The sequence below is a fragment of the Vibrio panuliri genome (assembly GCF_009938205.1).
Lineage (GTDB): Bacteria > Pseudomonadota > Gammaproteobacteria > Enterobacterales > Vibrionaceae > Vibrio > Vibrio panuliri.
The window spans coordinates 2,273,114-2,292,522 of record NZ_AP019654.1 but is presented as its reverse complement, the minus strand read 5'-3'; the positions used below and the strand labels follow the sequence as shown (position 1 = coordinate 2,292,522).

At 44.7% G+C, this 19,409-nt stretch carries 14 protein-coding genes and 1 tRNA gene; 7 read left to right on the top strand and 8 right to left on the bottom strand.

The genetic code is table 11. The annotated features are described in order from the left end of the window. Nucleotides 1–63: 63 nt before the first annotated feature. Both GZK95_RS10340 and GZK95_RS10335 read left to right on the top strand, forming a co-directional pair. Entirely contained in the window at nucleotides 64–1,011 is a 948-nt protein-coding gene (locus tag GZK95_RS10340) for a LysR family transcriptional regulator (RefSeq protein WP_075714893.1), read from the top strand. A gap of 211 nt (nucleotides 1,012–1,222) precedes the next feature. Continuing rightward, nucleotides 1,223–2,422, top strand: a complete 1,200-nt coding sequence (locus GZK95_RS10335; RefSeq protein WP_075708380.1) for a NupC/NupG family nucleoside CNT transporter — start codon at nucleotides 1,223–1,225, stop codon at nucleotides 2,420–2,422. 239 nt (nucleotides 2,423–2,661) lie between these two features. On the opposite strand, the gene folD is transcribed toward GZK95_RS10335, so the two are convergent. Then, entirely contained in the window at nucleotides 2,662–3,522 is an 861-nt protein-coding gene (gene folD, locus GZK95_RS10330; protein WP_075714895.1) for a bifunctional methylenetetrahydrofolate dehydrogenase/methenyltetrahydrofolate cyclohydrolase FolD, read from the bottom strand. A gap of 202 nt (nucleotides 3,523–3,724) precedes the next feature. On the opposite strand from folD, the gene GZK95_RS10325 reads away from it, so the two are divergent. Beyond that, nucleotides 3,725–3,801, top strand: a tRNA-Arg gene (locus GZK95_RS10325). A gap of 85 nt (nucleotides 3,802–3,886) precedes the next feature. Here the strand turns inward: GZK95_RS10325 and GZK95_RS10320 are convergent. Together GZK95_RS10320 and GZK95_RS10315 are read right to left on the bottom strand one after the other, a co-directional pair. Further along, the gene (locus GZK95_RS10320) at nucleotides 3,887–5,164 is read right to left on the bottom strand and encodes a serine hydrolase domain-containing protein (RefSeq protein ID WP_075714897.1); all 1,278 of its coding nucleotides are present in this window, start codon (nucleotides 5,162–5,164) and stop codon (nucleotides 3,887–3,889) included. A gap of 118 nt (nucleotides 5,165–5,282) precedes the next feature. After that, complete coding sequence (locus GZK95_RS10315; RefSeq protein ID WP_075714899.1) at nucleotides 5,283–6,572, bottom strand: serine hydrolase domain-containing protein; 1,290 nt, start codon at nucleotides 6,570–6,572, stop codon at nucleotides 5,283–5,285. Nucleotides 6,573–6,742: 170 nt separating this feature from the next. Between GZK95_RS10315 and GZK95_RS10310 the strand changes: the two genes are divergently transcribed. Beyond that, nucleotides 6,743–7,654 (top strand): LysR family transcriptional regulator, encoded by a 912-nt coding sequence (locus tag GZK95_RS10310; RefSeq protein ID WP_075714901.1) that lies wholly within the window; start codon nucleotides 6,743–6,745, stop codon nucleotides 7,652–7,654. Here the strand turns inward: GZK95_RS10310 and GZK95_RS10305 are convergent, their stop codons facing one another. Next, a complete protein-coding gene (locus GZK95_RS10305; protein ID WP_075714903.1) occupies nucleotides 7,655–9,409 on the bottom strand; it encodes a helix-turn-helix domain-containing protein in 1,755 nt (584 codons plus the stop codon). Between the two features lie 269 nt (nucleotides 9,410–9,678). Here GZK95_RS10305 and malX point away from each other — a divergent pair, with 269 nt between their 5' ends. Genes malX through GZK95_RS10290 form a run of 3 tightly spaced genes read left to right on the top strand, consistent with a single transcriptional unit; the run spans nucleotide 9,679 to nucleotide 13,500 of the window. Continuing rightward, nucleotides 9,679–11,214, top strand: a complete 1,536-nt coding sequence (malX, locus tag GZK95_RS10300) for a maltose/glucose-specific PTS transporter subunit IIBC (protein WP_075714905.1) — start codon at nucleotides 9,679–9,681, stop codon at nucleotides 11,212–11,214. Further along, on the top strand, nucleotides 11,211–12,386 hold the full coding sequence (locus GZK95_RS10295) for a MalY/PatB family protein (RefSeq protein WP_075714907.1): 1,176 nt from the start codon (nucleotides 11,211–11,213) through the stop codon (nucleotides 12,384–12,386). Before malX ends, GZK95_RS10295 begins: the two co-directional genes overlap by 4 nt. Further along, nucleotides 12,379–13,500 carry a M20/M25/M40 family metallo-hydrolase gene (locus GZK95_RS10290; protein ID WP_075714909.1) on the top strand — a complete coding sequence of 374 codons (1,122 nt, stop codon included), beginning with the start codon at nucleotides 12,379–12,381 and terminating at the stop codon, nucleotides 13,498–13,500. The genes GZK95_RS10295 and GZK95_RS10290 overlap by 8 nt, the downstream gene beginning before the upstream one ends. An 80-nt stretch (nucleotides 13,501–13,580) precedes the next feature. Here the strand turns inward: GZK95_RS10290 and GZK95_RS10285 are convergent, their stop codons facing one another. The 4 genes from GZK95_RS10285 to GZK95_RS10270 form a co-directional block, all read right to left on the bottom strand. Next, the gene (locus GZK95_RS10285) at nucleotides 13,581–14,840 is read right to left on the bottom strand and encodes an HD-GYP domain-containing protein (protein WP_151148843.1); all 1,260 of its coding nucleotides are present in this window, start codon (nucleotides 14,838–14,840) and stop codon (nucleotides 13,581–13,583) included. A 458-nt stretch (nucleotides 14,841–15,298) separates the two neighbouring features. Then, on the bottom strand, nucleotides 15,299–16,159 hold the full coding sequence (locus GZK95_RS10280; RefSeq protein ID WP_083626097.1) for an endonuclease/exonuclease/phosphatase family protein: 861 nt from the start codon (nucleotides 16,157–16,159) through the stop codon (nucleotides 15,299–15,301). A gap of 380 nt (nucleotides 16,160–16,539) precedes the next feature. Beyond that, complete coding sequence (brnQ, locus tag GZK95_RS10275; protein WP_075713218.1) at nucleotides 16,540–17,847, bottom strand: branched-chain amino acid transport system II carrier protein; 1,308 nt, start codon at nucleotides 17,845–17,847, stop codon at nucleotides 16,540–16,542. A gap of 448 nt (nucleotides 17,848–18,295) precedes the next feature. Further along, the gene (locus GZK95_RS10270; protein WP_075708358.1) at nucleotides 18,296–19,285 is read right to left on the bottom strand and encodes a LacI family DNA-binding transcriptional regulator; all 990 of its coding nucleotides are present in this window, start codon (nucleotides 19,283–19,285) and stop codon (nucleotides 18,296–18,298) included. Nucleotides 19,286–19,409: the final 124 nt, after the last annotated feature.

Genomic DNA, 19,409 nt, shown 5'->3' with positions numbered 1-19,409 from the left:
AGTTAGCAACTCAAACTATAGTAAGGGGCTCATTGAGCCCCTTTGACTTTTCTAGGAGACGCTGTGCTTTCAGAACGAGCCGCCCAAATGGTGGTGTTTGCTGCACTACTCAAACATAAAAACTTTACTCTCGCAGCGAAGAGCTTAGGAGTATCGGTATCTCATGTGAGTAAGCAACTTGCTTTGTTAGAGCAATCCCTTGGGGTTAAATTAGTTCAGCGAACAACTCGCAGTTTTACGGCGACCGAAGCGGGTGAGCGATTTTTCCGCCATTGCCAACAGATTGTACTCACTATCGATGAAGCGCAAACCGAGATTGAAAGTCAACGTGATGAAGTAGAAGGCTTAGTGAAAATCGGACTTTCACAATCATTTGGCACCTTGCATATTATTCCGGCGATTCAAGAGCTTCGGGCGCAACACCCAGATTTGCAGGTAGAAGTGCACCTGTTTGATTACAAAGTCGACATGCTCGAAGAAGGGCTTGATCTATGGATCACCAATAATGAGCGGTTGCCTGAGGGCTACGTAGCGCAGCGTATTGCGGATTGCCAATTCGTCGTTGCCGCTTCTCCAGATTATCTTATGCACCACGCCGCTCCGACTCATCCGCAAGAGCTAGCAGAGCACAATTGTCTGATCTATCGCAGTTGGGAACGTGACTACACCAACTGGAGTTTTAGCAATACTGAGCAGCAACTAGCGGTTAAGGTGAGTGGTAACTATTCTGTCGACTTAGCTGAAGCGGTGCGTGATGCTGCGGTTGCAGGGTGGGGGATTGCTTATTTAGCGACTTACCTAATTCGTGATGAGTTTAAACAAGGCCAGCTGATCCAATTACTGCCAGAGTGGCGCGCGAGCCAAAGCATGCCGTTTTATGCAGTTTATCCAAGCCGTCACTATATGCCGAAAAAAACCTCTGCAGTCATTGAATTCATCAAAAAAAAGATTGGTTCACCATGCCATTGGGATGTTCAATTAGCTCCGTATATTAGCCGACCAAACGTTTAGTTATTATTTCTTAAGTCAGAAACATATTTTCCATTTGGAAATAATAGTTTTTGGCAATCGTTTATCTCTTTATAAAACATGTGGTTACACTGATGGTTTAAAAGTAACCACTCAAAACCACAACTTTGCAACAAATGTGATTTGCATCTCATTTTTTCGCGGTTATTATCCGGCGCCAATCTTATTCCCCCACTTTTGTCGGATTCATTTTATGAACTCAATCCTTGGTATTGTGGCTATTTTGCTTACCGCATGGCTACTATCTACAAATAGAAAAAATATTAATTACCGAACGGTATCATTAGCGTTTGCTTTGCAAATCTCTTTTGCTTTGCTTGTTCTTTACGTTCCTGCGGGCAAAGAAGCTTTAGGTAACGTTACTGCAGCGGTTTCTAACCTAATCAACTACGGTCAAGAAGGTATTGCGTTTCTATTTGGCGGTCTCGCGACAGGTGGTTTTACTTTTGCAATCAACGTACTCGGTATTATTGTCTTCTTCTCAGCGTTGATTTCAGGTCTGTATCATATTGGCCTGATGCCAAAGGTGATTAACCTAATTGGTGGTGGTCTACAAAAACTTTTGGGTATTGGTCGTGCTGAATCCCTTTCTGCAACAGCAAACATTTTTGTTGGCATGATCGAAGCACCTTTAGTTGTGCGTCCTTACCTAAAACATATGACGGACTCTCAGTTCTTTACGGTGATGACATGTGGTCTTGCATCAGTAGCAGGTGGTACCTTGGTGGGTTATGCGTCACTGGGTGTCGAGCTTAATTACCTCATTGCTGCAGCATTTATGTCAGCGCCTGCCGGTTTGCTGATGGCAAAAATCATGATGCCAGAAAGTGAAGAAGTGAAGCCAGAAGTGTTGCTTGAAGACGAAGATACAGCGAAAGCAACCAATGTGGTAGAAGCGTTAGCGGACGGTGCGATGTCAGGCCTACGTATTGCTGCTGCTGTTGGTGCGACTTTGTTGGCTTTTGTGAGTGTGATTGCACTGCTGAATGGTCTACTTGGTTGGGCTGGTGGGCTATTTGGTATTGAGCTGAGCTTCGAGCTGATCCTTGGCTACCTATTTGCGCCTGTTGCCTGGTTGCTTGGTGTGCCTTGGAGTGAAGCTACGATTGCTGGTGCATTGATTGGTAACAAGATTGTCGTGAACGAGTTTGTGGCATTTATTCAGCTAATTGAAGCCAAGCCATTGCTTAGCGCGCACTCACAAGCGATTGTGACTTTTGCACTGTGTGGTTTTGCCAACATCTCAAGTATGGCAATGCTGATTGGTGGTCTAGGTAGCTTAGTGCCAGAGAAACGTACTTTTATTTCTAAGTTTGGCTTCCGCGCAATTGCAGCGGGTGTAATGGCAAACCTAATGAGTGCATCTCTAGCGGGTGTCATTCTGAGTCTTTAAGAGCAAAAGAGTGCGAGTAGGGAACTTGGCTTTCATCGTTCCTTATTTCTGTCATTCCATAGAGCGCGTAGCGCGAGTAGGGAATCTGGTTTTCGTTGCGTGAAACTAGAGATCCCCAACTCGGTCGTACCTCCCTCTTGAGGATGACAACGTAAAGCTAATACTATTAGCAAATGGAAATAAAAAAGGGCTGACAGTTATCGTCAGCCCTTTGGTTTTTTAGCCAGTGTTGCCGTTTGTTACTTCTCAGTATGGAACTGCTCGCAAGCCAACATAGTATTCTCAATCAGGCTTGCAACGGTCATCGGCCCCACACCGCCAGGTACAGGCGTAATAAAGCTCGCATTTTCTTTGGCTTTATCATATTCAACGTCGCCAACCAACTTGCCAGTATCGAGGCGGTTAATGCCCACATCGACCACAACGGCACCTTTTTTAATCCACTCTCCAGGAATAAAGTTTGGTTTACCAACGGCTACAACCACGACGTCAGCTTGGCGAACATGACCTTCTAAATCTTTCGTAAAGCGGTGGCATGTTGTGGTTGTACAACCAGCAAGCAGTAGCTCTAGTGTCATTGGACGACCGACAATATTTGAAGCGCCAACGATCACCGCGTGTTTACCACGTAGGTTGATGTTGTAACGGTCTAGCAGTGTAATGATACCTTTAGGCGTACATGAGCGCAGTTTAGGAATACGCTGTGCAAGGCGTCCCACATTGTATGGGTGGAAACCATCCACATCTTTCTCTGGGTGGATTCGTTCTAAGACGTGAGTGGTATCAATACCGGCTGGTAGTGGTAACTGTACAAGAATACCGTCAATCTCAGCATCGCCATTCAGTTCGTCGATTAGGCTAAGTAGTTCTTCTTCTGAGGTAGAAGCGGGCATGTCGAATGATTTAGAGACAAAGCCAACTTCTTCACACGCTCTACGCTTGCTACCTACGTAAACTTGCGATGCAGGGTCTTCACCCACGAGCACTACAGCCAAGCCCGGCGCACGTAAGCCGGCTTCCTTGCGCGCTTTTACTCGTGCTGCAACTTCAGATCGCACTGTTTGCGATATTAACGTCCCATCTATGTTTTGAGCTGTCATGACTTTCCTTCACTATTGAATGGCGAGAAATACGCGGTGCATTGTCGCAAAAAATTTGACGAACATCTATAAGCAAACGTTTGCTTCGTGGTGATTTTAAACAATAACGCGGCTGGTGCACTTTTTTTAAGCATTCAGATCAGAATGTTAGTAAAAGCCCTTGTTTTAGCCGCTCTAACTCGTATAATCCTGTCCCTGTAGCGCGCCCTTAGCTCAGCTGGATAGAGCACGTCCCTTCTAAGGATGTGGTCGTAGGTTCGAATCCTACAGGGCGTGCCATTTATTTAAGAAGGCCCCGATAACTCAATGAGTTGTCGGGGCTTTTGCTTTTTAAGAGCTATCTCTAACCTTTGCTTGGGACTTCTTACTGACTCAGTGCTTCAACAATCGCTGGTACGAATTGGTGGAACTGCATTACAGCAAAGCGTGGTGTTTCAGCCATTGGGTATGCGCCATTTAGAGCAATAACCGAGTTTGCTTCTTTGTTCATGACACACATTTGGCCGTTCACCCCCACCATCGCAAGATAGCGCTTGCCACCGATCTCTAGCATACGGAACTGGTCTTTGTAATAACCATCAGCTAGGCCAGATTCTTTACCTTTTTGCCATGCGCTGCGAACTGCGTCGTTGCCTTCCCATAGATCTTGAACGAATTTAGCCGGCAGTACTTGTTCACCTTTTTCGTTTTTACCTTGGTTGAGAAACAGAAGACCAACACGTGCGAGGTCTTTAGTTGGCATGTTCATACCAGTAGAGCCCATACCTAGACCATGCTTATCAGACATAAAGTAGGCATCTGCGGCGACGCCAACTTTTTGCAGTAGATCTTGCTCTAGAATGTGAGTGAATGATTTACCCGTTGCTCGATCAACGATTAGGCCTAATAACTCACTATTGACGTCCTGATAGTCGTACTTCTCACCCATAGCGTAGTCTTGGCGTTCTGTGATCAATGGGAAAAAGTCCATCGTACCGCCTGGATATTTGGCTGACATTTCCTGACCATAATAGCCCTGCGCTTCAGATAAGCGTGTATCCCAATACTTTTCAGCCGTGCCAGCGGCTAGTACGACAGCGGTACGCATATCGGATATTTCTTGAACGGTTGCAGTTTCAAATGCTGTCCCTTTTAGTTCTGGCACGTATTGGATCGCTTTATCTTCCCAGTTAAGTAACCCTTTGCCGACAGCAATCGCTGCGGACATTGCTGTAAAAGACTTAGATACCGACATACCTAGATGTGGAGAGAACTCATTCAGACCGTTGCTGTAGTGCTCGTGGACGATTTCTCCATCTTTTAGAATAACGGCGTTGTGGTTTTGGAAACGATTCATTAGGAACTGAGTGGCGGAGATTGGACCATCGTAGTCTTGAATGATTACCTTATCAAGGTTGAGCGGCTTAGCACTCTTTTTAAGGTCAAGAACGTAATCGCCTTTGTGTAGTGTGTAGCTATGGGCAAACTTGTAAACATGTGGCATGGAAGCAGAGACGTACTCAGGTGCATCCCAGTTTTCTCCTGTCATACCAATCGTTTCTGCTGCTGCAATGTAATCTTGATCTGGTTGATTAAAGGTGACTGCATGGGCACTGAATGCGGCGGTTAGGGCAATGGCTGTGGCTAGAAGTGTTTTTTTCATAGTCAAATCTCAACTGGGGTGGGTTTACCGATGAGTAAAATCAAGTTCATCTCTATTTTTCGGATGTAAGCCAGCGAAGCATCTAAATTCGCATCGCTGGCTTGCTGGATTAATCTGGTTATTTAATGTTTGCTTTGATTGTTGGGATGGCCATGTGTAGAACATCAACAGCCCAACGTGCATCACTTGGCAGGTTATAGTTGCCCATCATCGCAATAACGGTCTTAGACTCTTTCTCTACGGCGATAACTTGGCCGTTAACACCAATGGCAAGTAGCCATTCTTCGCCACCAAGGTTGAGTACGCGGAACTGGTCTTTGTAGAAGCCCTCTGCGAGTGGCGCCTCTTTTCCTTTTGCCCAAGCGGCTTTTACTTCGTCGTTACCAGCCCAGACATTATCTAGCCACTCTTTAGGCACAACTTGTGTACCGTTTTGTGACTTACCATCGTGTGCCCAAATATCGCCCATATTAGCGAAGTCACGAGTCGTCATACCCATAGAACCACAGGCGATAACCGTACGTTCTTTGTCAACCATGATCGAAGTATCTGAAGTGAATTGACCTTTCTCCCAGATCTTCTCTTGGAAGTACTCTGTCCAATGCTTACCCACGGCGCGCTGGGTGATTAGACCCAAAGCTTCGGTGTTGTATGAATGGTACTCGTACTTTTTACCTTGCTCGTAAGAAAGCTGAGTAAGATGAGGGGTGTAGTCTTTGATGCCAACCCACTCGGAGTCAGTGTGACCTTTCCACGAAATCGCGTGTTCCATAGAAGTATCCCAGTCGCTTCCGTATACGTTCTTAGTGTCATCGATCAAATCGAAGCCCGAACGCATATCAGATACGTACTGAATTGGATAAGCGCCGATCACCGTCCCTTTCGCTTCCGGTAGCCACTTTTCCACGTTGTCACTGAATTTGAAGTAACCTTCCGCTTGCGCAATACCCGCTAATGAAGAAGTGAAAGATTTCGCTGCTGACATAGTCAGCTGTTTGGTCTCTTTATTGATACCAGACCAATAGTGTTCATGAACGAGTTTACCGTCTTGTAGGATGACCATAGAGCGATTATGCATGCGGTCACGAAGCAAATCGTTTAGAGACAGCTCCCACCCATCAACGTCTTGCACCATGATGTGGTTGAGGTCGATAGACTTGTCAGATTGATCAAATGTGCGTGGGTTAGAACTTTTAGCAATGATGGCATGTTCACTGACACGTTGAGGTTCGATGAAAAACATTGAAGCGAACTCGTTTGAATCCCAGTTGGACTGAGAAATGCCCAGTGCAGCGACTTTTTCCAGCATTGCTTTATCTTCAGAATGGAATGTCACTTTGTCTGTTGCTGCATGTGCTGCAAGCGAAGTAGAGAGTGCAATCGATAGTGCAATCATGGTCTTTTTCATTGTCTTCCCCATACTCTGAATTGTCTTTGCGTCCAAATCATAAGTTAAATGAATGTATTGGATGCGTAATATTCTTAAGATTTAGAGGCATCTTAAGCGACTCTTTTGGGATGACAAACTTCGCTATCGTGCGTACTATGCATGATAAGTTTAATTAACGGACGTCAGATATGCTCGACACTTTAGACAGTTTAGATATGGCGAAACTGAAAGCGTTTATATTCACCTATGAGCTAGGTAGCTTTTCGTTGGTGGCTCAAAAATATGGTAAGCACTCTTCTACATACAGTCGCAGAGTCAGTAATTTGGAAATTGACTTAGGTGTAGAGCTGTTTGTGCGAAATGGCGTACACCTAGTGGCTACTGAACATGCCAAGGTGTTATATCATCCGGCGAAGTCTTTGCTAGCAGAGGCTGAACATTTTGCTCAACGCGTTGAGCTCTGCTTAGCTGACGATGAAACACAGCTCAATATTGCCATCGACTCTGCGTTGCATTGTTTTGCACCGAACAAAGCAATAAGTCTGGTAATTAAAGAGTTTCCGGCAACAGAAGTGAACATCTTTAGCGTTAACTCGACCCAAGTTATGGGCTTGATGAATAAGCAAGAAGCGGATGTAGGTTTGGTGCTGAGTAATTTCAAAGTACCGAGTAGCTTAATGAACAACAAGTTGTTTGAGTTTGATATCGTGCGCGTTATGGCACCGAGTTACGCGGAGCAAGCGGGGATCAATAGCGGTAAAGAGGTTGAGTCAGCGCTTATTCGAGGATTAACGCAAATCGTGTTGTCGCCATTAAATGAGTTGGGGGTAAGCACACAAAACTACAGCAGCCGTTTGTTGAATGTTGATAACTTTGAAATGGCAAAGCGACTCGCAATGGATGGTGTTGGCTGGACTAACTTACCGAGGGTTGAATGTGAAAAAGAGCTTCGCCAAGGTGAACTGATTGAGTTTATCGGGGTACACGAGCACAACTTAAAATGGTCTGTCGATGCGCTGTGGCCAATGGATAAGCCCAAAGGCACAGTCGCAACGCGTTTTGTTGACCTGATCACCGCCCAAAATGGCAATCCGCTTTGATTATTTCACTTCTTGCTCAATCAGCGTGACCAGCCAATCGAGGTAGGCGTCGCCAGCGAGTTGCTGCTCTTGTGGTTGCTTATGTTGCTCAAACTGATGTAAGGCGTAGAGCAAGTTCAGTGGCGTGGTGCTTTCATTTCTGAGTAAGAAAAAATAGTAATTCGCGGATGTTTGCTCGCCACTCTCATCTTCTTGTATCACCAGTTGCAGCGTCGATTGCTCAGTGGCTGAGTTGGCTTGTGCTGAGTACAGATAGACGTTTGATCCAATCTGCAGGTAGTCAATAAATGCGGTCAGCACTTTTGTCAGTGGCGGTTGCACGTCTTGGTAATGAAGGTTGAGTTTATTGGCTAACTGTATCGCGGCGAACTCGGAGATTTGCGCTCGAGTCGCACTTGAGTGTATCCAATGAATGTCGGCGTGAGTAAACCAATTGGGTTGCAGATAGTCGGGTTGAGTATCGTCAGAAAACAGCGCAGGGTACTGGCTTAGCAATGCCCGTTTTAATGGTTCGTACGCGACGTCTGTTGCATGATCTTGCACCGTGCAAAGCAGTTCATTGAGCGAGAGTCGCTCTAATGTTGAGACCTGTCGAGACTGTTCGACAAATTGATGTATTTGATGAAGTTCTTCGTTTCTGAGAGGCTCAGGAAGCCAATGTTGGCAGTTGGAAAGCGCGTCGACGGTAACTTTATACTCATGGCACTGTTCAATGTCATGATTTAAGACGGACTGTAAACGCACGTGATTTTTGATTCGATAGATCGCTGATGGCAAATATTGGCAAAGCTGAGTGTGCAGTTGCGTTGTTTGGCTATGAGATAAGGATAATCGTGGTCTGATCTCGCGTAGAAACAGCATCGCGCACATCTCAACGCGTACTTGATTTTCATGAAAGTTGTCTGTTGCGCAGCCACTAAAAAAGTACTCAGTTAAGTGCAAGTGTTCAAATTCAAGTTGTTGATTAATAAGCAGGCTTAATTGGTGCTGCACCAGTTTAAATTTGTCTGTTTGTCTAAGGTAGTCAGCATTGTTCTTTTGCAAAATCAGATGTCCTTGATTAATTCGATGCAAAGAAATACTTAAATAGAGAAACATCAATTTAGTAAAGTGGACAGGAAACTTACCGCCAATGGCTTGCGAAATATTGCGAATAATTACGTTGATTTCTTTGACTGGTAATCTTGCGAGTAACTGAGACATCACGCGTTGAGTGTGATGCTGCAGTGGTGTGGTTGCGATGCGATACGTTATCTGTGGTTGAATCGCAATGACTTGCTCGTTAATTCGCTCCATCATTAGGTGGCGCAACTTTTTCTCGGTTCCTTCAATTGCAAAGCCGTTGTCGAGGTAGCGCAGCACTAATCCACTGAGTTGTAAACGTCGTTCTAGTTCACTGAGATCCTTTTTGAGTGTTGGTCGTGATATCCCCAGCTTTTTCTCGATTTCTAAGTATCTGTATTGCTCTAAAAACAGATAACTGTCGAGCAAATAATCTTGTCTCTCATTCGAGATTGGTCGGTAGTGATTAAGCGGAATTTCAGTGATTTTTTGTGCCCATTGTTCAGGGGTTAATTGCAATGAAGCAATGCCTTTTGTCACGCAGATCGCTTGGTCAATGTAATAGTTGATATTGGTAATATAGTTGTGGACATGGCGACGACTGACAGCCATTTTCTTCGCGAGGTCAGTAATGGGGTAGTTCCCCTGTAGTAGGACACCGATCAACTTAACTTGGTTTGAATTGATACTCACACACTCTCCAACGCTCGCATCCAGCGATAAACTATGGGCTAAATCACACAAAACAGTGAGGCAGGACAGTAGGGTTCGCTTAGTGCCCTGAAGAATGTGATTATAAGCGTAATTTTCGCATAAACCACTCAATAATATGAAAATTCTCTTCCACTTTTACAGAAGCACATTTCGATTTTGTTTGTTGAGATTGTTTCGTACTGTATCGGCGAAAACGACATCGATTTCCCTACAAAATATAATAATGTGAATCAAAATGGAGTGGCTATATGAGTCATAAAACAAAGCTTTGGGGCTTTATACAAGGGCTGGGTAAGACGTTTGTCTTGCCGATCGCGCTTCTCGGAATCTCCGGTATTCTATTAGGATTAGGCAGTGCACTTTCTGGCGCACAGTTGCAAAAACTGTGGCCGTTCCTCTCTTATGAACCGATCAATATTTTCTTCCAATACGTCACCATGGTTGGCGTATTCACTTTTAAAAACATGCCTGTTCTTTTTGCGATTGCGATTCCTCTTGGGTTAGCAAAAGAAGAGAGAGGAGTGGCTGCATTCTCCGGTTTTGTTGGCTACCTCATTATGACGATGGGGACAAACTTTGCTCTTAAACATACCGGTATGTTGGTCGGTCCTGATGAAATGCGTGAAGCAGGACAAACCATGATCTTAGGTGTGCAAACAATTGGTACTGGCGTATTAGGCGGTATCTTCTCAGGTGTGATTGTTGCTCGCCTGCATGAGCGTTATAAAGATACCAAACTGCCGGATGCATTTGCCTTTTTCGCCGGCCCTCATGCTGTGCCAATTGTCTCGCTGGTGGTGTTGTCTGTATTTGGTATGCTTATCCCTTACATCTGGCCACTATTTGATGCGCTGATTAAAGGCTTGGGTTACATCATCCAAGAGTCTGAAATGTTTGGTCCAATGATCTTTGGCGCGAGTGAGCGTTTACTGATTCCTCTTGGCTTACACCATATTTTGACCGCGATGATTCGTTTTACGCCAGTGGGTGGTGAAGCGATTATTGATGGGCATCAAGTGATTGGTGCGTTGAACATTTTCTATACCAACTTAGCGGCTGGACATGAAACGCCTATGGAAACAACGGCTTTGCTTTCTCAAGGTCGTATGCTGAGCTTCTTCTTTGGTTTGCCAGCTGCCGCGTTTGCCATGTATCGAACCGCGAAAGTGAAAAACCGTCCTCTAATTCGCGGTTTACTGATCTCTGGTGCGGTTACTGCGATTGTCAGTGGTATTACCGAACCGATTGAGTTTATTTTCCTCTTTATTTCGCCACTGCTTTACCTGTTCCATGCGTTTATGACGGGGTTAGGCTACTTAACCTTGTCTCTGTTTGACGTCAATATTGGTCCTGCGGGGGATGTGATTGGTTTCTTTGTCTTTGGTGTGTTGCAAGGCTTCAAAACCAATTGGTTCTTTGTTCCGCTACTGGGCATTGTGTGGTTTGCCGCTTACTACTTTGTTTTCACATACGTGATTATCAAGAAAGATCTGAAAACGCCAGGGCGTGAAGATGACACCGAGTCTGTTGCCAGCAAGTTAGGTGCTGATGGCCTTGCTATTCATATGCTTGAGGCGCTTGGTGGTAAAGATAACATCGTGACGATCGACAACTGTGCGACCCGTCTGCGACTGGTGCTACGTTCGACAGAAATTGTTAATGAGAAGCAGCTCAAGAGTGCCGGCGCGATTGGTGTGGTTCGCCTTGATGCAACAAACTTGCAAGTCGTTATTGGCCCTCAAGTGCATACAATGCGCAAGAAAATAGAGTTGGCAATGGCATGAAGATAGATTTCAACGGCGTAATCGATAGAACCAATACGTATTGTACCCAGTGGGATTATGTTGAAGATCGTTTTGGTCAGCCGGGGCTTTTGCCTTTTACGATATCTGATATGGATTTTGCCTCACCGGTTGAAATACAACAGACCTTGAAGGCGCGTGTGGAACACCCGGTTTATGGTTATAGCCGTTGGAATCATGATGACTACAAGCAGGCTATCTGCCATTGGTATGATAGCCAGTTTGCGAGCCCGATTGAGGCGGGCTGGATCGCTTATAGCCCGAGTGTGATTTATTCAATTGCGACGCTCATTTCTTTGGCGAGTGAGCCGGGTGAGGGGGTAATGCTATTCACCCCAGCTTATGACGGATTTTTCGGTTGTATTGAACATTCTGGTCGCCATATGGTGACCTGTGACTTGCTCGATAACCAAGGTTACTTTGAGATTAACAAACCTGATTTTGAAGCCAAAATAGCCGATTGCCGAGTTTTGTTACTCTGCAATCCGCACAACCCAGTAGGTCGCGTGTGGCAAAAAGACGAACTCAGCTATTTATTGGACGTATGCCAACGGCACAATGTGTTTGTGATTTCTGATGATATTCATATGGATATCTGTTTTGGTGTGCCGTATTGCCCAATTACTAATTTGAGCAAGCAAGGTGTTGCCATTTGTACGTCGGCATCGAAAGCCTTTAATACACCCGCTCTCGGTGGTTCTTATGTGCTTATCCCAGAGACAGAGCTGTATGAGCGTTTTATTCAGGTATTGAAGTATCAGCAGGGAGTGTCATCCCCCTCAATTTTTGGGGTTTTAGCAACCATGACGGCCTATCGGCAATGCAGCTACTGGATCGATGAGTTAAAAAACTATTTGCAGGATAACTTGCACTTCGTTCAACAATATTTAGGACAACAGTTACCTGAGTTGACGATGCGGTTTCCAGAAGGTTTGTATTTTGCGTGGATAGACTATTCATCACTAAATGTGAGTGTTGAACAACTGAAAGAGCAAATGGTTAAAGCCGGTGTCGCGATTATGACGGGCGATGTATATGGCGTTGGTGGACAACGCTATCTGCGACTCAATGTTGCTTGCCCACGAGAGAAATTAGAACAAGGACTTGAGCGTTTACAACAAGCGATAGAGGCAGTAAGGAGAGAAAATGACTAAGGTAATCGACCATTTTTTAGCGATGGCGGCGTTGAGCTCTCCCTCTTATCGTGAGGCACAAGTTTGCGACTACATTCAAACGCAATTATCCCAACATGGTATTTCGTGTTACCAAGACGACGCGCACTTGCATTATCAAGCAGAAGGGGCGCAGTGTGGCAATCTAATCGCGGTGTTACCCGGCTCTCTAACCGGCACGATTGCATTGTCTGCCCACATGGATACCGTGACGCCTTGTGATTTGATCAATATTGTTGAACAAGGTGACTGGATAAAAACCGATGGTACCAGCGTGTTGGGGGCGGATGACAAAGCGGGTATTGCGGTTATTTTGGATGCATTGATTCAGTTAGCGGCGAGCCCGAAACTGCATCCTACAGTTGTAGCGATTTTTACTATTGGTGAAGAAGTGGGTTTAAAAGGCGCCAAGATGCTCGATTTCTCACGCTTACCACCGATTGACCTCGCCTACGTGATTGATGCTGGGGGCGATATTGGTACCGCATATATTTCAGCGCCTTATTCAGCGAAAGGCGTGGTCACGATCACCGGTCAAGCTGGGCATGCCAGTGAGCCAGAAACGGGCTTTAACGCGATGGTTGCCGCAGCACAACTGATCACGCAGTTACCGATTGGGCGTATTGATGATGAAACCACAAGTAACATCGGTATTATTCATGGTGGCAGCGCAACTAACATCATTATGGAGCAGGTTGATATCACCTTTGAGGTGCGCTCTCGAGTGCAAAGCAAAGTGCAGGCTTTCATTAAAGAGGTGTCTTGTCAGTTAGAAGCGCTTCAGGAAAAGATGCCTATCCAATACCAAAACAGTATTGCTGAAGGGACACCGGGTTTTCGTTTAGAGCAAGATTCAGAGTTGCTCAATCGGTTTATATTCAGCTGTCAGCAGCAAGGAATAACGGTGCAGTTCAATGATGGAATGGGGGGCTCAGATGCCAACATTTTCAACAAAAATGGCATTCCTTGCATGGATATCAGCGTTGGTATGATGCACATTCACAGCGTACAAGAATGCATTAAGAAATCCGATATTATTGCCTGTCGTGATTTAGTGCTGAAACTGCTGACTCAACCTCTAGCGGCTAAACCGTAATCTTGCCGGTGCGTAAGCTTAAAGTTGCTCTGCTGCTTATTGGATAGAGCGACGCTCAGTTTACGCTTGCGCACGCAAAACTACTCAACATCAATAAAGTAAGTGGATTGCGAAGCTGGGTTTAAGTAGTGGTATTGATCAAGGGTTAACTCTTTGCTTTCAAGTACCTTGAGAATAGTTAAACCATGTTCTGCAATGTTAATAATCGCTGCTTGTTCGCGAGGTACATTTTGGTCGTAGACCAAAACGTAAGGGCTCAGTCTAGCCTCGGTATTGGTTGAAATAACCACACCCGTTTGATGGTCAGAGAGCGTGACTAATGTGCCTGGCGGATAGACACCAACGACACGAATCAACGCCATTATATCTTGAACGTCATGCTGCCCTCGGCACTTATTGTATAAGTGGGTAAGCGCCGCATGCGGGCTATATTGGCTCGCAACCCCGTTACAAAGATTGTCGTAAGCATTCGCTAATATTAGGATGCGCGCGAGCTGGTGTATTTGGTCTTTGGTGAGGTGATTGGGGTAGCCTGAGCCGTCATTGAGCTCATGATGTTGTCCGATCAGCTTCAATGCCGCATCGGGGAAATTAGGTAGCTTAGCGCAGATTTTTAAACTCTTTTCTAAATGAGTGGCCAGCCGTTGCTTTTCGCTCTCGTCGCTAGGCGTTGTACTGAGTAAACTAAGCGGTAACTGAGTTTTACCTATGTCGTGGTATAAGGCTGCAAAAGCGACCAACTGACATTGCTTTGGTGTTAGCCCTTTGGCTTGACATATTAATACCGACAGCAAAGAAACATTTAGAGAGTGGTAGTGAAGCCTGCTATAGCCAACCGAGTCATTCATTAAGTGTATTGCGCTGCCGCTTTCAGTATCGATGTTTTTATAGATAAAATTGACGATTGCCAACGACTTACTGATGCTTGGTTTTTTGCTAGGGTCATCGATAGCAAAAATCTCTTCAACGTCATTTAACGTGTTAGTGAATGCTTCCTTTGAACGGTGAATACGGTCTTCAATTGCAGCAAACTGATTGCAACTCTGTTGCTTTTTTTGCCACATCTCATCAAGAGCCAAAGTTTCCACCGTTGTCGGGGGATTTTCTGACGGTATATCAACTCTGCTGTCACTATCGCATTGCGCATCTGGCAGTTCATGAACATCACTTTTAAGCGCATCGATGGTGATGGAGCTTAACCCTAGCTGCTTGATGATGTTCAATTGTTCTTTATTTTTCACTTTGAATGAGTTGAGCAAGAAAGGGTGCTGATCCCATTTAAGCGGTAAATAGATATAGTGGCCAATCTGCAGTTGTTTTACGTCAAGTCTTACTTTCATGCTCTTTTCAAATCAAGAAGTTAAAATAATCTCCTATCAACAGGCGAACTTTAGCGCTGTGATAATGGCTCTATTGTAGTGAAAATACTTGGAACCCTTGAATCAACGACCTAGAGAACAACAGATTTCAGCGAGACTGTACTCCTGAGTTGAAAATATTTCTACTTTAAAAATCGAAAGTTAGGCAAGAAAGTAGAAGGCACTCACGCTTTAAATGGGCAACAAGGTGGCAATCAACTTTACTCAGCAGAAAGGGAAGGTTGTGATTGTTGTAAGCCGCTAATTTTATACAACAAGTTAGGGTAATGGTGCTGCGCTTAAACTGGGTTTATGAATGAAGTTTGAAGCGAAAAACGTAGCAAAACGTTGTCTCTTGTTCTTAACCTAGTTTGGCTTATCGATAAGAAGACACAGCGTTGTGCCGCTGTGCCTTAAGTTTCAATGTTTACGAGAGCGCTTTACTGCTCAAGCATTTTCATTTCAACAATGATTGGAAGGTGGTCGGTCACTGCTGGCCAGTTTACATCACTGTATGGTGTTTGAACTTGAGGAACGGTGATATCTTCAACCTGCCATTTTTGCGCTTTACCCGTCATGATGTAATCAACTTGGATCTCAGGGTTACTTGCCGGCCAACTGCGAAAATCAACAGTTTCATCCGTAATCACGTTCCAGTAGCGAGTTAACTCTTGGTAAGTCGCAGAGTAAGGCACGTCATTCATATCACCCATCAGGATTTTGATACCACGAGTATCTATTGCCGTGTCATTTAACTTACGCACTTGATCAACACGCATTGCTGGATCTTCTTTAGTGTCTAAGTGCGCATTAAATACCGTAATTGGCGCGTCGAATCCTGGTACATCAACATGTGCTTCAAACGCAATACGTTGTTCTCGGTTGCCGGAAGGAAGTTGAGTGACTTCAGTTTTTAAGATTGGGTATTTAGAAGCGATCGCTAGGCCATATTGACCACCATCAAAATCAATCGCTCGGCCAAATTCGATATTGAGTCCGGTCAGTTGTGCTAATTTCTTCGCTTGATCCACTTTTCCGCTGCGGCCTGTTAGAACATCAACTTCTTGAATAGCGACGATATCAGCATTGAGTGCTTTGATTGCTTGAGCAATATCAGTTAATGATGAAACTCGGGATGCCGCCATATTAAAAGTTGCGACACGTAATGTCGGCGCTTCTTGAGCTGAAAAAGTTTTATTAATCAGGTCCGTTTGGGCTTGATAAGGTTCACGATGTCCTCCCGCCATTGCGGTTGCAGAGACGACTAGAGACAGAGGCAATAGTAAGTGTTTGTATTTCATTCGTTTCCCTCAATGTGTAACAATTTGTTTCGCGAGGAAAATTATTGACTAAAAATATGTCGTGTCACTGTGATTGAAGTCTCAATGTGCAAATGGTTTTATGTTTCACGTCACATTTTCTTGTAATTATTTTGTGGTTCGAATGAATTATTGCGGTGAAGATAACGATTTATTGCGAGAAACGATGGCTTTTTTAGTTGGCATAAAAATCATCCATAGCACTAAGTTGCCGCACGACTTAGCGGCTATTTGATGATGAGTGCTCTCTCTAAAAGCAAGCTAAGGTTGCTTTTAGAGCAGCCACTAGGATTCGATAAAACTCATGAATAAATAACGGGTTTTACAAGGCTAGTGGCTGGGATTTTTGTGCGTCGATAGTGCTATTGAGTCGCTAATTTTGCTTGCTGGTTAGCAGCGTATCGATGCGCGGCGACACCGACCACCACCATGACGACTGTCGGGCAAATCCAACTAGCAAAATAATGATACAGCGGCATATTTCGTACTAACCACTGATCGATGCCTTCTGGCATGTAGCCAAGAATATGAATGGCATCAACACAGCCAAATATTAAGGCAGTAAACGCAGTAATCACGACCATAGCTTGTGACATCTTGTTGCGCACAGGCGCCATAATCATTAATGCAATCGCAACGGGATGCAGCGCTACCACTGCAGGTAAAGTGATCGCCAATAACTGCTCTAACCCAATGTTTGCCACCAATCCCGATAATGTCATGGTCACGATCACGCAGGTTTTGTAGTTCACTTTGCTAAAAGTGTTGTCATAAAACTCGCTACCAGCGGTAGTTACACCAATGGCGGTGGTTATACATGCTAGTACCATTACTGCACCCAACAGCAATGAACCTAAAGCGCCAAAGTGGGCGAAGGTAAATGCGGTTAGGATATCACCACCGTTAGTGAACTCGTGTCCTAAGTATGAACTGGTCGAACCGATGTAAGATAGTGAGATATAGACGAAGGCCATTGCAACTGCGTACATCAGCGCTGCGATTAACGTGTATTTAGCGGTCGCTTTTGGACACTCGACGCCCATACTGCGAATCGCGCGGAAAATGATCCAACCAAACCCAATCGAGCCTAGCGCGTCCATGGTCATATAACCTTGAGTTAAACCTTCAGCAAACGCCCCTTCAACGTAAGCGCCTGTTGCCGTAGTCAGCTCTCCGGCAGGGTACACCAGTGCAGTTACAGACAGAATGATCAAGATGCCCATCAATGCTGGTGTCAATATTTTCCCCAAGTTATCGACCAACTTGCCAGGGTAAAGGGCAAAAAGCACCGTGATAATGCAAAACGAGAGCGTAAATGGTACCAAAGCGGCCTCTCCAAATATGGGAGCAAAACTGAACTGATAAGCCACTGTGATAGCACGAGGGATAACAAACGCAGGACCAATCACGATGAAAACCATCACCCAAAAACTGGTGGCAAGCGGCTTAGGTAACGCGGCGGTCAACTTGTCTGAGCCATTGACGATTGCCACCATAACTAATGCTAAAGCGGGTAAGCCGACGCCAGTTAAGAGGAAACCAGACATTCCACTAAGAAAGTTTTCACCGGCTTGGTAGCCTAAAAAGGGTGGAAAGATAAGATTGCCAGCGCCTAAATACATGGCAAAAGTCATAAAGCCTAAGGCGGCGATGTTGCGTGCGCTTAACATTGTTTTTCCTCTTAAGTTTCGCTTGGAAGAGACTGAAAAGGAAAATGGGGGAATTGAGACATTTCCGTCAGCTTCTTCTCAAGCTGACAGAAATTTTAGATATAGCCTGTCAGCCCTGAATCAGGTTCAGAGAGAGCAGGAGGATCGCAGCAGCAACGCCTGAAGGGCGTTTCAATGCAAATTGTAATTGCGTTGTAGCTGACATAGTTGATCCTTAATAACGAAAACGGGCCAAAGCATACGTTTGCCTTGGTCTGCTTTTACCCTACCTAACATCTAGCTATTGATACAACCCTAAAGTATAAAATAAGTTAATTTGCTTATAGATCATTTTATGTGTGGTGTTTACCACTGGTTTTAAAGTTAATTTTTGAAGTTAATGACTTTTCAAATTGATAACATCAGCAATCTAGAGTGTGTGTGCTTAACCGCTCATAAGACAATCAATTTACAAACGAGATGAAAATGCCCGCTCGATATCACCTTCAATTAATGTACGTTGAGCATAAGAACCTGTGGAATGAAGCATGGCATCCATAATTTTGAAGGCCGATGAGCCGACCTCTTGATAGTCATGTTTTACATAAGGAATGCTATAGCCAAAGATATCGGCGCCAGGGATCAAGTCAAAACTGAACACCATTGAGTTTAGGCCGTGATGGTTGAGCGCTTGAATCGCGCCTTTCGCAATAAGGTTGTTGAGCGCCAGAATGGAAGAGTATCGCTTGGTATCAAACAACTCGATACAGCGCTTCTTGGTTGCTCTTGAGTTGAAATCAATTTGCACGACGTCGTAGTTATAGATTTGTACGCTTTTAAGAAATGATTCGACCCCCCGCAATCTCTCGTTTGACACACTACTGTGAGCGCTTCCTGCCAAGATTAGAAATTGCTTTCTGCTATCCATGGAGACCGCTAACTTGGTTAAGTCATAAGCGTTGGAGGCATTATCAAATTCCACTAAAGGGTAGTCAGTGCCTTGGATGATTTGTTCAATAAACACCACTTTAACGCCAGAGCTCGCAAGCTGAGTTAGGTAGGCGGGCTTGTAATTTTCGTTCTCAAAAATGGGTGATAAGAAAATGCCTTTTACTTTGTAACTGAGGAGGCGTTTAATCGCGATCATCTCTCTTTCTTTGCAATTGCCAGTATCGATTAGGATGCATTGAAAGCCTTTTGCCATTGCTTGGTTATTGATTTCTTTGAATGTTTCCGCGAAATAGGGGTTACCACTGTCGGGAACAACAACGCCAAGCAAATTGGCATTTTCAAGGGGGAGGGTGACAGAGCGAGAGCTGTGAACATAGCCAACCTTTTCGCACACCGATTCGATTTTCTCACGTGTTGATTGGGATACTTGATCTGGATGGTTAAAATATCTGCTCACGGTCATCATGGAAACTTCGGCGAGCGCAGCGACATCTTTGATGGTAATCATCAACACCTCTAACTAATAAAAAAGAATTTTTTGCCACGACAGTGTTCCATGGCTTTTGAAATTCTTGAAAGAGATTATTTGTAAACTGTGGTTTCTAATCGGGCTTAAGCATCGAGAGCCGCCT